Source organism: Pseudomonas sp. B21-059 (assembly GCF_026016285.1).
Classification (GTDB): domain Bacteria; phylum Pseudomonadota; class Gammaproteobacteria; order Pseudomonadales; family Pseudomonadaceae; genus Aquipseudomonas; species Aquipseudomonas danubii.
The window spans coordinates 2,135,191-2,151,218 of record NZ_CP087201.1 but is presented as its reverse complement, the minus strand read 5'-3'; the positions used below and the strand labels follow the sequence as shown (position 1 = coordinate 2,151,218).

13 protein-coding genes are annotated in these 16,028 nt (G+C 62.2%); 6 read left to right on the top strand and 7 right to left on the bottom strand.

The genetic code is table 11. The annotated features are described in order from the left end of the window. Positions 1–190: 190 nt before the first annotated feature. Positions 191–628, bottom strand: a complete 438-nt coding sequence (locus tag LOY69_RS09795; protein WP_102879015.1) for a hypothetical protein — start codon at positions 626–628, stop codon at positions 191–193. Between the two features lie 101 nt (positions 629–729). Here LOY69_RS09795 and LOY69_RS09790 point away from each other — a divergent pair, with 101 nt between their 5' ends. Further along, positions 730–1,167, top strand: a complete 438-nt coding sequence (locus tag LOY69_RS09790; protein ID WP_047302975.1) for a universal stress protein — start codon at positions 730–732, stop codon at positions 1,165–1,167. Between the two features lie 87 nt (positions 1,168–1,254). On the opposite strand, the gene LOY69_RS09785 is transcribed toward LOY69_RS09790, so the two are convergent. Then, positions 1,255–3,174 carry an ATP-binding cassette domain-containing protein gene (locus LOY69_RS09785; RefSeq protein WP_102863783.1) on the bottom strand — a complete coding sequence of 640 codons (1,920 nt, stop codon included), beginning with the start codon at positions 3,172–3,174 and terminating at the stop codon, positions 1,255–1,257. Between the two features lie 213 nt (positions 3,175–3,387). On the opposite strand from LOY69_RS09785, the gene LOY69_RS09780 reads away from it, so the two are divergent. Continuing rightward, a complete protein-coding gene (locus LOY69_RS09780) occupies positions 3,388–5,316 on the top strand; it encodes a transglycosylase SLT domain-containing protein (protein WP_102879014.1) in 1,929 nt (642 codons plus the stop codon). 135 nt (positions 5,317–5,451) lie between these two features. Here LOY69_RS09780 and LOY69_RS09775 read toward each other — a convergent pair whose 3' ends face one another. Beyond that, positions 5,452–7,230: an ABC transporter transmembrane domain-containing protein gene (locus LOY69_RS09775; protein WP_265074433.1), complete on the bottom strand. Its 1,779-nt coding sequence runs from the start codon at positions 7,228–7,230 to the stop codon at positions 5,452–5,454. 259 nt (positions 7,231–7,489) lie between these two features. On the opposite strand from LOY69_RS09775, the gene LOY69_RS09770 reads away from it, so the two are divergent. Then, positions 7,490–7,669, top strand: a complete 180-nt coding sequence (locus LOY69_RS09770) for a PA1571 family protein (protein ID WP_102863786.1) — start codon at positions 7,490–7,492, stop codon at positions 7,667–7,669. 75 nt (positions 7,670–7,744) lie between these two features. Here the strand turns inward: LOY69_RS09770 and pdxB are convergent, their stop codons facing one another. After that, positions 7,745–8,887, bottom strand: coding sequence for a 4-phosphoerythronate dehydrogenase PdxB (pdxB, locus tag LOY69_RS09765; protein WP_110596937.1), 1,143 nt, complete (start codon positions 8,885–8,887; stop codon positions 7,745–7,747). A gap of 188 nt (positions 8,888–9,075) precedes the next feature. On the opposite strand from pdxB, the gene LOY69_RS09760 reads away from it, so the two are divergent. After that, positions 9,076–10,485, top strand: a complete 1,410-nt coding sequence (locus tag LOY69_RS09760) for an MATE family efflux transporter (protein ID WP_102879011.1) — start codon at positions 9,076–9,078, stop codon at positions 10,483–10,485. Here LOY69_RS09760 and tusA read toward each other — a convergent pair. Both tusA and rlmM read right to left on the bottom strand, forming a co-directional pair. Continuing rightward, entirely contained in the window at positions 10,482–10,733 is a 252-nt protein-coding gene (gene tusA / locus LOY69_RS09755; protein ID WP_047302965.1) for a sulfurtransferase TusA, read from the bottom strand. The two genes, LOY69_RS09760 and tusA, sit on opposite strands and share 4 nt — an antisense overlap. A gap of 192 nt (positions 10,734–10,925) precedes the next feature. Beyond that, complete coding sequence (rlmM, locus tag LOY69_RS09750; protein WP_265074432.1) at positions 10,926–11,999, bottom strand: 23S rRNA (cytidine(2498)-2'-O)-methyltransferase RlmM; 1,074 nt, start codon at positions 11,997–11,999, stop codon at positions 10,926–10,928. A gap of 208 nt (positions 12,000–12,207) precedes the next feature. Between rlmM and acnA the strand changes: the two genes are divergently transcribed. Next, positions 12,208–14,949, top strand: coding sequence for an aconitate hydratase AcnA (gene acnA / locus LOY69_RS09745; RefSeq protein WP_213665001.1), 2,742 nt, complete (start codon positions 12,208–12,210; stop codon positions 14,947–14,949). On the opposite strand, the gene LOY69_RS09740 is transcribed toward acnA, so the two are convergent. Then, entirely contained in the window at positions 14,919–15,143 is a 225-nt protein-coding gene (locus LOY69_RS09740) for a hypothetical protein (protein WP_265074431.1), read from the bottom strand. The two genes, acnA and LOY69_RS09740, sit on opposite strands and share 31 nt — an antisense overlap. Here LOY69_RS09740 and LOY69_RS09735 point away from each other — a divergent pair. After that, positions 15,128–15,919, top strand: a complete 792-nt coding sequence (locus LOY69_RS09735) for a CPBP family intramembrane glutamic endopeptidase (protein ID WP_170002197.1) — start codon at positions 15,128–15,130, stop codon at positions 15,917–15,919. The genes LOY69_RS09740 and LOY69_RS09735 overlap by 16 nt on opposite strands. The last annotated feature ends 109 nt before the right edge of the window (positions 15,920–16,028 follow it).

Here is a 16,028-nt window from a genome sequence, read left to right as displayed (position 1 = left end):
TAAGCTGGAGATATATCTGAAGAAAAGGCCAGAAAGTTTTATCAAATAGGGGCACAGCCCAGACAGCAAGAAGCCACCCCAGGGTGGCTCAAACGAGATTACCGGCCTGCCTGGCCATCCCGCCCGATGCTGAGTCGGGCTTTTTATTGCCAAACGCCCACGATTGCCGCGGGCGCCCTCCCCCATGACTTCAGGCCAAGGCCTTGAGCACCGAGGCGATATCCTGCAAGACACTGGCCTCGCCGCGCTCGCTCCAGTACAGGGCGATCAGTTGCTTGTCCGCTTCAACCTTGAAGACCCCTGGCGGCAAGGTCTGCAGATGCTGGAGCAGCGCCTCATCGACACAGGGTTCACGCCACTGGTTGACCCAGCTACCAGGGGCTATCTGCCAGTAACTCCAGCAAGCCGATTGTGCGCTGCGCCTCGGCCGGTGGTATTGCGGGCAAGGATTGGGCGGCTCCTGCCCCAACCAGTGCGGCCATTCCTGGGGCGCCAGTTGCATGGCCAACCCCATGCGCCGCGCCTCCAGGCGCAGGGCGATCAAGCCGCTCTGGCGGCGCGAGGGCCGCAGCCACGCCAACGGGCTCAGAACCACCGCAAGGATTGACACCACTATCCAGACCGTCATATCAGTACTCTCGATTTTTAGATGAGCGGGGCCTGGGTGGAACCAACCCGCTTGAAACCAGCCATACTTGAAGCTATTGCAATCCTCAGGAGGAGCGCCTCATGTCCTACCACCATATTCTGGTCGCCGTAGATTTAACCGAAGAGTGCGATCCTGTTATCCACCGCGCTCGCGAGCTGTCGGTGAGCAATGGAGCCAAGCTGTCCCTGGTGCACATCGTCGAACCCATGGCCATGGCCTTCGGCGGTGACGTGCCCATGGATCTTTCGCAGCTGCAGCAGCAACAGTTCGATCAGGCCAGGGAACGCCTGGACCGGCTGATCCACAAGTACCCGGAGCTGACCAAGGAATACAGTCACCTGACCTATGGACAACCGCGCCAGGAAATACATCACCTGGCCAAGGAACAGGAATGCGATCTGATCGTGGTGGGCAGCCACGGCCGTCACGGCCTGGCCCTGCTGCTGGGCTCCACCGCCAATGACGTCCTGCACGGCGCACCGTGTGACGTACTGGCTGTGCACCTGGCCAAACGCTAAGCCCTCACCCGACAGTTACCAGACCGGTCACTGCTCCGAAAAAAAGCCCGACGCTAAAGTCGGGCTTTTTTATCAAACACCGGTCACTCAGGCATCCAGCTCGGCCCAGCGCTCGACCATCTGCTCCAGCTCGGCATTCAACTGCTCCAGCCGGGCAATGACCGCAGCGGTTTCAGCCGCCGGGCGCTGATAGAAACCGGCATCGGCCATCTCCGCCTCGACCCCGGCAATCTGTTGTTCCATCGCATCGATCTGCCCCGGCAGCGCCTCAAGCTCACGCTGCAATTTGTAGCTGAGCTTCTTCTTCGCCGGAGCCTCTTGCACGGGGGCTGGCGCTGCGGCTTGTACCGGCGCAACCACGGCGGAATTCAGTTCGGCCTTGCCGGACTTGTTCTCGGTAACCCCCAGCAGCCGCGGCGAGCCACCCTGGCGCAACCAGTCCTGATAACCGCCAACGTACTCGCGAACCTTGCCTTCGCCTTCAAAGACCAGGGTGCTGGTCACCACGTTGTCGAGGAAGGCCCGGTCGTGGCTGACCATCAGCACGGTGCCCTGGAAGGTCAGCAACACTTCTTCCAGCAGCTCGAGGGTTTCCACATCGAGGTCGTTGGTCGGCTCGTCGAGCACCAGCAGGTTGGCCGGTTTGCTGAACAACTTGGCCAGCAACAGACGGGCACGCTCACCGCCAGACAGGGCCTTGACTGGCGTACGGGCACGTTGCGGACTGAACAGGAAATCACCGAGGTAGCTCAGCACGTGACGGCTCTGGCCATCGATCTCGATGAAGTCGCGACCTTCGGCAACGTTGTCGATCACGGTCTTTTCCAGGTCCAACTGGTGGCGCAACTGGTCGAAGTAGGCCACGTCGATCCGCGTGCCCTCTTCCACCTTGCCGCTGCTCGGCACCAGACCGCCGAGCATCAGCTTGAGCAAGGTGGTCTTGCCGGTGCCGTTGGCGCCCAGAAGGCCAATGCGGTCGCCACGCTGCAGGACCATGGAAAAGTCCTTGACCAGGAACGGGCCGTCCGGGTGAGCGAAGCTGACATTCTCCAGCACCATTACCTGCTTGCCAGACTTGTCGGCGGTTTCCAGCTGAATGTTGGCCTTGCCGGTACGCTCGCGACGCTCACTGCGCTCCACGCGCAGCGCCTTGAGCGCACGCACGCGGCCTTCGTTACGGGTACGCCGGGCCTTGATGCCCTGGCGAATCCACACTTCTTCCTGGGCCAGGCGCTTGTCGAACAGCGCATTGGCGGTTTCTTCCGCCGCCAGCATGGCTTCCTTGTGCACCAGGAAACTGGCGTAGTCGCCGTTCCAATCGATCAGGCCGCCACGATCCAGTTCGAGGATGCGGGTGGCCAGGTTCTGCAGGAAGGAACGGTCGTGGGTAATAAAGAGGACCGCGCCCTGGAAATCCTTCAGCGCCTCTTCCAGCCAGGCAATGGCGCCGATATCCAGGTGGTTGGTCGGCTCGTCGAGGAGCAGCAGATCCGGCTCGGATACCAGGGCCTGCGCCAACAGCACGCGACGCCGCCAGCCACCGGACAACTCGGCGAGGGTCTTGTCGGCTGGCAGTTGCAGGCGGCTCAGGGTGCTGTCCACCAGTTGCTGCAGGCGCCAGCCGTCACGGGCTTCGAGGTCGTGCTGGACGTGCATCAGTTTTTCCAGATCGGCGTCGGTGACGATGTTCTGGCTCAGGTGGTGGTACTGGGCCAGCAGCTCGCCGACACCGTCCAGGCCCTGGGCAACCACGTCGAACACGGTCCGCTCGTCGGCCACAGGCAGTTCCTGAGGCAATTCGCCGATCTTCAGACCGGGTGCGCGCCATACGGAGCCGTCGTCGGGCTTCTGATCGCCCTTGACCAGCTTCATCATGCTGGATTTGCCAGTACCGTTACGGCCGATGATGCACACCCGCTCACCACGGGCGATCTGCCAGGACACCTTGTCCAACAACGGCATGGCGCCGAAAGCAAGGGACACATCGCTGAATTTGAGCAGGGTCATGTTCTTCTCCAAAAACCGGGCGCGCATTCTACCTGACTTGCGCCCTCAGAAGGCCCGCTATTTCGCCACCGGCAACCCCGAAGGCACTTTTGTTGCCAACTGATGCCAAGGGCTCGGCAAAGCTTTCACCGGTTGCTGGCAAAAGGCTAAGCTAGTGAACAATCAGTGTTGGCCTTGTCGGCACTTGTCATGATTTCTCTGCCCGGATGTCTCATGCGCAGTCGCCTTTTCAGCCTTTTATCCTGTCTGCTTCTTTCCGCCACTGCCGTCCAATCCGCCCAGGCGGCGGACCTGACCCAGCAACGCCGGTATTACGACGAGGCCAAACGCGCTCTGGCCAAGGGCGATTCAGGCCCTTATTTCCGTTATGCCGATGCCCTGCGCGACTACCCGCTGGAACCGTACCTGGCCTATGACGAACTCACAGCCCGCCTGAAGAGCGCCAGCAACGCCGAGATCGAGAAATTCCTCGCCGAACATGGCGATCTGCCCCAGGCTAACTGGATGAAACTGCGCTGGTTGCGCTGGCTGGCGGAACGCGGCGACTGGGCCACCTTCACCCGGTATTACGACCCGAAACTCAACTTCACCGAGCTGGACTGCCTCAATGGCCAGTACCAACTGGGGCACAACCTCAAAGCCGAAGGCTACGCCGCCACCGAAAAACTCTGGCTGACCGGCAAATCCCAGCCCGCCGCTTGCGACGCACTGTTCGCCCAATGGGCCGCTGAAGGCCAACTGACCGAACAGAAGCGCTGGCAGCGGGCCAAGCTGGCGGCCGAAGCCCGCAACTACCCCTTGGCCAACAGCCTGGTAAAGAGCATGACCACCCTCGCGCCCCAGGGTCGTCTGCTGGTGGACGTGGCGCAAAAGCCGGAGCTGCTGAGCCAGCCTTCGCGCTTCCAGCCCGCCGATGAGGCGATGTCCGACGTGGTCGGCCTCGGCTTGCGCCGACTGGCTCGCCAGGACCCGGACAAGGCCATGGCCCTGCTGGACGGCTATGCCAGCAGCATGCACTTCTCACGTGACGAAAAAGTGGCCATTGCCCGCGAAATCGGCCTGACCCTGGCCCGGCGCTTCGACAGCCGCGCCCTGGACGTCATGACCAAGTACGACCCAGAGCTGCGGGACAACACCGTCTCCGAATGGCGCCTGCGCCTGCTACTGCGTCTGGCGCGCTGGGAAGATGCCTACCAGTTGACCCGCAAGCTGCCTCAGGACCTGGCCAGCACCAACCGCTGGCGCTACTGGCAGGCGCGCAGCCTGGAGCTGGCCCAGCCGAAGAACCCCCAGGCCCTGGCGCTGTTCAAAGGCCTGGCCCGGGAGCGTGATTTCTACGGATTCCTCGCCGCGGATCACGCCAAGGCCCCCTATCAGTTGAACAACCAACCGCTGATGCTGAGCCAGGCAGTCATCAACAAAGTGCGCAACACTCCGGGCGTGCGTCGCGCCCTGGAATTCCATGCCCGGGGCCAGATCGTCGATGGTCGCCGTGAGTGGTACCACGTCAGCCGGCACTTCAACCGTGACGAAATGGTGGCCCAGGCCAGGCTGGCCTACGACCTGAAATGGTACTTCCCGGCCATTCGCACCATCAGCCAGGCCCAGTACTGGGATGACCTGGACATCCGCTTCCCCATGGCTCACCGCGACACCCTGGTGCGCGAAGCCAAGGTCCGCGGCCTGCATTCCAGCTGGGTGTTCGCCATCACCCGCCAGGAAAGCGCCTTCATGGACGATGCCCGTTCCCACGTGGGCGCCAGCGGCCTGATGCAACTGATGCCTGGTACCGCCAAGGAAACCGCGCGCAAGTTCAGCATTCCCCTGGCCTCTCCCCAGCAAGTGCTGGACCCGGACAAGAACATCCAATTGGGTGCGGCGTACCTGAGCCAGGTCCACAGCCAGTTCAACGGCAACCGGGTATTGGCATCTGCTGCCTATAACGCGGGTCCTGGACGGGTGCGGCAATGGCTCAAGGGCGCCGACCACCTGAGTTTCGACGTGTGGGTGGAAAGCATTCCCTTCGACGAAACCCGCCAGTATGTGCAGAACGTGCTGTCCTATTCGGTGATCTATGGCCAGAAGCTCAACTCACCGCAGCCGCTGGTGGACTGGCATGAGCGCTACTTCGACGACCAGTGAAGCCAGCCTTCTACAAGCCCGCAGCGATGCGGGCTTTTTATTGGGCGGCCACCCATTGCGGGAGCTGGCATGCCGGCAAAGAGGCCTTCGGACTCGGCGCCAGCCGGATGGCCGCTTTCGCCGGCAAGCCGGCCCCTACACAGGCGCCTGAGGGCCTTCGCTGAACTGCAGCGCCGCCAGACGCGCATAGAGCGGACTGTTGGCGATCAGTTGCTGATGAGTACCCACCGCCACCAGCCTGCCCTGATCCATGACCGCGATGCGGTCGGCATTCTTCACCGTGGCCAGGCGATGGGCGATCACCAAGGTGGTGCGGTTCTTCATCAGGCTGGGCAAGGCTTGCTGAATCAGATGCTCACTCTGCGCATCCAGGGCACTGGTGGCCTCGTCCAGTAACAGGATCGGCGCATCCACCAACAACGCGCGAGCAATTGCCAGGCGTTGCCGCTGTCCGCCAGAAAGTCCCAGCCCGCCATCCCCCAGATGAGTCTGATACCCCTCTGGCATCTGCTCGATGAACTCGTGGGCATAGGCGATCTTCGCCGCCTCCTGGACCTGGGCCTGGGTGGCATCAGGATTGCCATAGCGGATGTTCTCTTCGATGCTGCCGTAGAACAGCGCCGGGCTTTGCGACACCAGGGCAAAACAGCGCCGCAGATCCAGCGGATCGAGCTGGGTCAGGGGCACGCCATCCAGCAATATCCGCCCCTGCTGCGGGTCGTAGAAACGCAGCAGCAGATCGTAGAGGGTGGATTTGCCTGCCCCCGACGGCCCGACCAACGCCAGGGTTTCTCCGGCCTGAACCTTCAGACTCAGGCCATCGACGGCGTAGCGGTCCGGCCTTGACGGATAGGAAAAGCTCAGGCCGTCCAACTCCAGATTGCCCTGCACACGTGCCGGCAAGCTCACCAGACCACTACTGGGCGCCTGGATAATGTTCTCCGCCCGCAGCAGTTCGGCGATCCGCTCCGCAGCTCCGGCAGCGCGCTGCAGTTCGCCAATGACCTCACTCAAGGTGCCAAAGGCGCTACCGACAATCAGGCTGTAGAACACGAAAGCCGCCAGCTCACCGCCGGAAATACGCCCGGCGATCACATCCATGCCTCCTACCCAGAGCATCACCCCCACCGCGCCCAAGACCAGGACGATCACCAGGGTGATCAGCCAGGCGCGCTGGACAATACGCTTGCGCGCGGTATCGAAGGCCTGCTCCACCGTCACGGCAAAGCGCTGCTCGTCCTGGGCCTGGTGGTTGTAGGCCTGGACCGTCTTGATCTGCCCCAGCGTCTCGGACACATAGCTGCCGACATCGGCGATCCGGTCCTGACTCAAGCGCGACAGGCTGCGCACCCGGCGGCCGAAAATCAGGATCGGCACCAGCACCAGCGGCAAGGCCACCACCACGATGCTGGTGAGCTTGGGGTTGGTGACGAACAGCAGGACGATCCCTCCCAACACCATCAGCGCATTCCGCAGGAACAACGACAGCGAAGAACCGATCACCGACTGCAGCAAGGTGGTGTCCGCCGTGAGTCGCGACTGGATCTCCGAGCTGCGATTGTTCTCGTAGAAGCCGGGATGCAGGTAGATCAGGTGATTGAACACCTGACGCCGGATGTCCGCCACGCAGCGCTCGCCGATCCAGGACACCAGATAGAAACGCACGAACGTGCCTACCGCCAGGGCCAGGACCAGCAGCAGGAACAGGCCAATGGACTGGTTCAGCAAATGCGGGGACTGGGTCATGAAACCCTGGTCCACCAACAGGCGAATCCCCTGCCCCATAGACAAGGTGATGCCCGCAGTAACAATCAATGCCAACAGGGCGCCGAGCGCCTGCCAACGGTAGGGAGCGATAAAACGGCTGGCCAGATGCAACGCCCGGCGGTGACGAGAAGAGAGCATGCAGTTCATCCATTGACGCGCCGGCGACTGACCCGTTGCAGCGGCGGCAACGAGAGGAATTCGCAGGAACTTTGCTAAATCACAATGAGTCAGGTTGATTATGACCGCTGACACTAGCGCCTAGAGATTATCGGTCTAATCCGTGGCTGGCACTCCCCGGGCATTTCTGTTGGAGTGAAGTCGCCGGGCCAGCCCTTGCGGCGGTCTGTAACAGCTTGGTCACCCGGCCATTCTAGAGTAAGCACACAACCTGATGAGGAGACAGGCCATGTCCTTGCAACACAGCAGCAATGACAAGATTCAAGTAATCCGTACCCAGCCGAACCAGTCTCTGGGGTGTGCCATCATCGACGCCCAGGGTCGCGAAGTACCTATTACTGAAGAAATGATCCAGAACGCCTGCCGCGAACTGGAAAAGCGACTGGTCAAGCCTGCTCGGCAAGATTGACACTCAGCCTCATGTCCTCTTGACCCGGCCTGGCGGCCGGGTTTTTTATGGGCGCGCTTTACTGTCTGAACGACTTCAGACTTCGCTGGCGCCCAGGGCCCGAACGATCTGGCTCAGGGCTGGCGAATCACCCTGAATCCGCACCTGCAGCCCGTCGATCTCGCGACGCTCCGGATAATGCTTGCGCAGGCCGTCGAAGGCGCTGCGTTGCTGGGCGACATCATCCGCCAGGCTACGGCGAAAATCCGCATCATCACGGCGCGGGTCATACACCGCCCGGCAGATCATCGCCAGGGCCCAGGCCGGATCGGCATTGGCATTCAGGCTGACTTGCGGCACCCACGGCGCCGGCAGCAAGGTGGCCAGGCTGACCTGTTCGGCCTGACCGAGGAAGCGGCAGTAGGCCTGGTAGATCTGCGCCGTGCCACGCTGTTTGCCATCCAGGCTGTAGCCGGCGATATGGGGCGTGGCCAGCACGCACAGGTCCGCCAGCTCGCGATCCACTGTCGGCTCCTCTTCCCAGACATCCAGCACCGCCTGCAAATCCTCACGCTGCAGCAACACTTCACGCAGTGCCTGGTTATCCACCACCGGGCCACGGGCTGCATTGATCAGCCAGGTACCTTGCTTGAGCTGGTTCAAGCGCTGGCGATCCAGCAGGTGCCAGGTGGAATGCTCGCCATGCCGAGCCAGTGGCGTATGCAGGCTGATGACGTCGCAACGTTCGATCAATTGCTCCAGGCTGACGTAGTCGCCGCCTTCCGCCGCCTGTCGCTGCGGATCACAGACCAGGACTTGCCAACCCAGACCGCGCAAGACCTTGATCAAGCGTCCGCCGACTTCACCAGCCCCCACCACGCCGTAACAGCGTTGAGCCAGGTCCGCCCCTTCGATCTCGGCCAGGGTCAACAGGCTGCCCAGTACATAATCCACCACGCCACGGGCATTGCAGCCCGGCGCACTGGACCAACTGATACCCGCCTGCTGGAAGTAATCCAGGTCCAGATGATCGGTGCCGATGGTGCAGGTGCCGACAAACCGCACCGGACTGCCTTCCAGCAATTGGCGGTCGACTTGAGTCACCGAGCGCACCAGCAACACATCCGCCTGCTCCACGGTCGCCCGATCAATGGCACGCCCGGGGAAACGCCGGATCTCGCCGAAGCCGGCAAAGAACTCTTCGATCAGGGGAATATTTTCGTCGGCAACAATCAACATGGCAGGCTCCTCGTGCGGAGCCGCAGTGTAGGCGCAGATGACAGGCCGAGCCAGCGCGGCTTGAGGTCGAGCACTCATTTCCCCGCGGCCGGCCATTACAAATCCACAACACTGGATTTTTTCCTGACCAGAGTGTCAACGCGTAGACTGTCGCGTCCCGCGCAACACGCCTATGGACGCTACGCCCCGTGAATTCCGTAACCGACACTCCCATCACCCCAGCCACCAGCCGCCCTGCCCGGGTTGGCCGCGAACTGCGCGACCTGCTGCGACTGGCCCTGCCCATCATGATTGCCCAGGTGGCCACCACCGCCATGGGCTTTGTCGATGCCGTCATGGCCGGTCGGGTCAGTCCGCGGGATCTCGCGGCCGTAGCCCTGGGCAACTCAATCTGGATTCCAGTGTTCCTGCTGATGACCGGCACCCTGCTGGCCACCACACCCAAAGTGGCCCAGCGCTTTGGTGCCGGCAAGCTGCACGAGATCAGTCCGGTGGTGCGCCAGGCCTTGTGGCTGGCGGTAGTGACGGGCCTCTCGGCCACACTGATATTGATCAGCGCCGAACCGATACTGCACCTGATGAAGGTTGATCCGGAACTGATCAAGCCCTGCATGGGTTATCTGCACGGCATCGCCAGCGGCCTGCCGGCTGTAGCGCTGTACTACGTGCTGCGCTGCTTGAGCGACGGGCTGGGCCGCACAGTGCCGAGCATGGTCATCGGGCTTTGTGGCCTGGCCCTCAACATCCCCATCAACTACATCTTCATTTATGGCCACTTCGGTGTGCCGGCCATGGGCGGCGTCGGCTGTGGCTGGGCCACGGCGATCGTGATGTGGGCCATGATGCTGGGCATGGCCGGCTGGGTTCACTGGGCACCGGCCTATCGCAAGATCCAGCTGTTCAGCCGGTTCGACTGGCCACAATGGGCGGTGATCAAGCGCCTGGTGAGTGTCGGCCTGCCCATCGGCATCGCGGTGTTCGCCGAGTCGAGCATCTTCGCGGTCATCGCCCTGTTGATCGGCAGCCTGGGTGCCACGGTAGTGGCCGGACACCAGATTGCCCTCAACGTCAGCGCCCTGATGTTCATGATCCCCTACTCCCTGGCCATGGCCGTAACGGTGCGGGTCGGCCAGTCTCTGGGCCGTCAGCAACCGCGCGACGCACGCTTCAGCGCCGGAGTCGGCATGGGCGCAGCACTGGCCTACGCCTGCCTGTCGGCAAGCCTGATGTACCTGCTGCGTGAACCCATCGCCTCGATCTACACCAACGACCCGATGGTGATCCAGGTAGCCTCGATGCTCATCGTGTACTCGGCATTGTTCCAGTTTTCCGATGGCATTCAGGTCACCGCCGCCGGCGCACTGCGCGGCTATCAGGACACTCGGGTGACCATGATCCTGACCCTGTTCGCTTACTGGGGGATTGGTTTGCCGGTGGGCTACGCCCTGGGCCTGACCGATTGGTTCGGAGCGGCACGGGGCCCGAGCGGTCTGTGGGAGGGGTTGATTGCCGGCTTGACCTGCGCCGCGCTGATGCTGTTGATCCGCCTGACACGCAGTGCGCGCAAGCAGATCCGCATCGGCCGTTCGGCGGGTTAATCGAGCTTCTTGCGAATCCAGTAGAGGTAGGTGCCGGCCTCTTCCTGCTGCGCCACCAGTTCGTGGTCGAGGAACACGCAGAACTTGGGAATGTCGCGGCGGGTGGAAGGGTCGGTGGCGATCACTTTCAGCAGCCCGCCTGCGGGCAGATCGCGAATGTGCTGGTGCAGCATCATCACCGGCTCGGGGCAATTAAGGCCGGTGGCGTCGAGGGTGCCGTCAACCGGCGTATCGATGATTTGACTCATGGTTCACTCCTGAAACAGGCGGCCATTGTCGCGCAATGGTGCCATAGGGTCATCTGTTGCCGTCGTTCCACGGCCCCGGACCTGCCGTAGGAGCTGGCTTGCCAGCGAAGGCATCCTCACGCCTTGCACAGCTGCGGGGCCTTTTTCGCCGGCAAGCCGGCTCTTACCTGGAAGCGGGCGGTGTTGCGGGTACTACGCCGACTTGGGCTTTTTCACATCCAGGCGACGCAGGTGGCAGGTCACTTCCTCGCGGTCGTGATACAGCTGCTTGCAGCCGATCGCCACCCGAACTCCCCGCGCCTTGAAGCCCTCTTCAATCCGCTCCAGCAAACGCTTCACTTCGGCGTAACGCTGCTTCATCGGCAGCTTCAGGTTGACCACGGCCTCGCGGCAATGGCCCTCGCCGATCCAAGTTTCCAGAAGTGCGGCGTTGCGCGCCGGCTTCTCGACGATGTCGCAGACCATCCAGTCCACCGGCTGTCGCGGCTTGAAGGTAAAACCGTCCGCCATCAGGTGTTGCACCAGGCCAGTGTCCATCAGGCTTTCAGCCATAGGGCCGTTATCGACGGCGGTCACCAGCATGCCGCGATTGACCAACTGCCAGGTCCAGCCTCCTGGCGCCGCACCCAGGTCGACCCCGGTCATGTCGCTATGCAGGCGCTCATCCCACTGATCCCGGGGGATGAAGTGGTGCCAGGCCTCTTCCAGTTTCAGGGTCGAACGGCTTGGCGCTTCCCGGGGGAACTTCAAGCGTGGAATGCCCATCGGCCACATGGCCGAGTTGCCGGCATCCGCCAGGCCGACAAAGACTTCACGCCCACTCTTGAAGGTCAACAGCAAGCGCGGCTTGGCGGCATCCTCCACCAGCTTGCCGGCAGCGCTCAGGGCCTTGCGCAGCGGACCTTCGAACTTTTTGCAGAAGTTCGACAGTTCCTTGCCGTCATTGGTATCCACCACCTCCAGCCACAGGCTGCCGCACTGGGGAAAGCCGGCCAGGTAGGCCAGGATCACGCTAATGCGGTCGGTTTCCGGCAACTCGATGAAGCCGCCGCGGGCCCACTGCCGGGGGAAGATCAGTTCGGCAAAGCGCAGCCCCTGCATCAGGCGCTGGGCGCCGTCGTCCTCGGTGCAGATGAACTCGGCGCAGGCAGTGCTGGGCTTGGCCTTGGCGTAGCCGGCGACATTCAGCCGAGCCGCGTGGTCGGCGATCTCGGAGCAGACTTCGCCCTCGAAACCGGGCCGGCAATGGATAAACAGGGTGTTCATTGAATCTCCTGGGCAAATGGCGACGAATCGATGCGCAAACCTGCCCTGTAGCAAAGCCTGTCACGAAAACCGGCGCATCATAACCGAGTTCGGAACCTTGGACTGAACCCAGGAGTCCAGTGATTAGCTATAAGCCCCAAACAGAGCTAGGTTAACCCTCTGTCCGTATCACAGGCCCGTAGCCGTGCGGGCCACAAGGAGTCATTCAATGCCATCCCTCGATAGCCTGAAAACCCTTAAAACCCTAAAAGTCGACGACAAGACTTATCACTATTTCAGCCTGCCGGACGCCGCCAAGAGCCTGGGCGATATCGACGCCCTGCCCATGTCGCTGAAAGTCCTGCTGGAAAACCTGCTGCGCTGGGAAGACGACAAGACCGTCACCGGCGCCGACCTCAAGGCCCTCGCCGCCTGGCTCAAGGAGCGTCGCTCCGACCGGGAGATCCAATACCGACCCGCTCGCGTCCTGATGCAGGACTTTACCGGTGTGCCCGCCGTGGTCGACCTGGCCGCCATGCGCGCTGCCATGGCCAAGGCCGGTGGCGATCCACAACGGATCAACCCGCTGTCCCCGGTGGATCTGGTGATCGACCACTCGGTGATGGTGGACAAGTTCGCCAGCAGTAGCGCCTTCGAGCAAAACGTCGACATCGAAATGCAGCGCAACGGCGAACGCTATGCCTTCCTGCGCTGGGGCCAGAGCGCCTTCGACAACTTCAGCGTGGTGCCGCCGGGCACAGGCATCTGTCACCAGGTCAACCTGGAATACCTGGGGCGCACGGTCTGGACCAAGGACGAGGATGGCCGCACCTACGCCTTCCCCGACACCCTGGTGGGCACCGACTCCCACACCACCATGATCAACGGCCTCGGCGTGCTGGGCTGGGGCGTGGGCGGGATCGAGGCAGAAGCGGCAATGCTGGGCCAGCCGGTGTCGATGCTGATTCCGGAAGTCATCGGCTTCAAACTCACCGGCAAACTCAAGGAAGGCATCACCGCCACCGATCTGGTGCTGACGGTGACCCAGATGCTGCGCAAGAAGGGCGTAGTGGGCAAGTTCGTCGAGTTCTATGGCGATGGCCTGGCCGACCTGCCCCTGGCGGACCGCGCCACCATTGCCAACATGGCCCCGGAATATGGCGCCACCTGCGGCTTCTTCCCGGTGGACGACATCACCCTGGATTACCTGCGCCTGTCCGGGCGCCCTGCCGAGTTGGTGAAACTGGTGGAGGCCTATAGCAAGGCCCAGGGCCTGTGGCGCCTGCCGGGCAAGGAGCCGGTATTTACCGACAGCCTGGCCTTGGACATGGGCACCGTGGAGGCCAGTCTCGCCGGACCCAAACGGCCACAAGACCGGGTCGCGCTGCCCAATGTGGCCCAAGCCTTCACTGACTTCCTCGACCTGCAGTTCAAACCCACCAGCAAGGAAGAAGGTCGCCTGGAAAGCGAGGGCGGCGGCGGTGTCGCCGTGGGCAATGCCGACCTGGTGGGCGAAGCCGACTACCAGGACGCAGGCCAGACCTATCGCCTGAAAAACGGCGCGGTGGTGATTGCCGCCATCACCTCCTGCACCAATACCTCCAACCCTAGCGTGATGATGGCGGCAGGCCTGGTGGCCAAGAAAGCCGTGGAAAAGGGCCTGCAGCGCAAACCCTGGGTCAAGAGTTCGCTGGCTCCAGGCTCCAAGGTGGTGACTGACTACTATAAAGCCGCCGGACTTACGCCTTACCTGGACCAACTGGGCTTCGATCTGGTGGGCTATGGCTGCACCACCTGCATCGGCAACTCAGGTCCGCTACAGGAACCGATCGAGAAAGCCATCCAGCAAGCCGACCTCACCGTGGCTTCGGTGCTGTCGGGCAACCGCAACTTCGAAGGCCGGGTGCATCCCCTGGTCAAAACCAACTGGCTGGCTTCCCCGCCCCTGGTGGTGGCCTATGCCCTGGCCGGCACGGTACGTATCGACATCAGCAGCGAACCGCTGGGTCAAGGTAAGGATGGCCAGCCGGTGTACCTGCGGGACATCTGGCCCAGCAGCCAGGAAATCGCCGAGGCCGTGGCCCAGGTCAACACACGGATGTTCCACAAGGAATACGCCGAGGTGTTTGCCGGTGACGCCCAATGGCAAGCCATTGAAGTGCCACAGGCGGCCACTTATGTCTGGCAGGACGACTCCACCTATATCCAGCACCCTCCCTTCTTCGACGACATTGCCGGCCCCCTGCCGGAAATCAAGGACGTCAGCGGTGCGCGTGTGCTGGCGCTGCTGGGGGACTCGGTGACCACCGACCACATCTCTCCCGCCGGCAATATCAAGGCCGACAGCCCGGCCGGGCGCTACCTGCGGGACAAGGGCGTGGAGCCCCGGGACTTCAACTCCTACGGCTCGCGTCGGGGCAATCACCAAGTGATGATGCGCGGCACCTTCGCCAACATCCGCATCCGCAACGAAATGCTCGGCGGCGAAGAAGGCGGTAATACGCTCTACATCCCCAGTGGCGAGAAAATGCCGATCTACGACGCGGCCATGAAATATCAGGCCTCGGGCACACCGCTGGTGGTCATCGCCGGTCAGGAATACGGCACCGGTTCCAGCCGTGACTGGGCCGCCAAGGGCACCAACCTGCTGGGGGTCAAGGCGGTGATCGCCGAAAGCTTCGAGCGCATCCACCGCTCCAATCTGGTGGGCATGGGGGTCTTGCCCTTGCAGTTCAAGCTCGACCAGAACCGCAAGAGCCTGAAACTCACCGGCAAGGAGACCCTGGACATCCTCGGCCTGAGCGACGTGGAACTGACCCCGCGGATGAACCTGCCCCTGGTGATCACCCGTGAGGATGGCAGCCAGGAGAAAATCGAGGTGCTGTGCCGCATCGATACGCTGAACGAAGTCGAGTACTTCAAGTCCGGAGGAATCCTGCACTACGTGTTGCGCCAACTGATTGCATCCTGATCCACCACGAAATAAAACACCGCCTCAGGGCGGTGTTTTTCGTCGGCCTGTCGAACAAAACTCAGCTGGTTATACTTGCCGCCCGCCAAAGCTGACTCACCGGTCGCAATGGCGACTACAGATCCGCCGCTGAACAACGTTTCTGCAATACCTCTTTCTTTTGCAACAAGGATTCCACATGACCACTTTGCCATGGATGTATCTGGCACTCCTTTCTATCGGCTACGCACTGGCTCTGAGCTACGGGCAACTGGGGCTGCTAGCCGCCCTCTCGATCTTCCTGCTGCTCTGCGCCGGATTTGCCGTACGCCAGCAACACAGCCGCATCGGCCAATACCTGGGCCACGGCCTGTTCGTGGTGCTCGCCCTGGCTCTGGCCATGCACTGGCTGCCAGGCTTCTACAACGGCCGGGCCATCGACCCGCAGCGCTTTACCGACGACGCCGTGCCCTTCTCCATGTACCTGAATCAGGACAAACCGCTGATCGGCTTCTGGCTGCTCTTGGTCTGCCCCTGGATCGTCGGTCGGCGCTCGCTGCGTCTGTCGCTCTACGCAACGGTTCTGGCCCTGACGTTGTGCGCAATCGCCGCATTGGGCGGAGCATTGCTGCTGGGAATCATCAGTTGGGCGCCGAAATGGCCGGATCAGGCCTGGTTGTGGGTGCTGAACAATCTGCTGCTGGTCACCCTGGTGGAGGAAGCGCTGTTCCGGGGTTACATCCAGGGCGGCCTGAGCCGGAAATTCAAGGCCCTTCCCTATGGTGAGAACCTGGCACTGCTGTGTGCGGCCCTGTTATTTGGCCTGGTACACCTGGGTGCTGGCTGGCAATGGACCCTACTGGCAACCATCGCCGGGGTCGGCTACGGTCTGGCCTATCGCTTTGGGGGCCTGGGTGCGGCAATTGCTACGCACTTCGGTCTCAATCTGCTGCATTTCGGCCTGTTCAGCTATCCGATGCTCGCCGGATAGCCCAGCGAAAAGTTGCCAAAACCAGTACTTCAGGACAATTGACTATCAAGGAAGAAGGTCAATGATTAACGCCTCGCCAAAGCCATCGGAACCGCGGTGGCGCATTTTG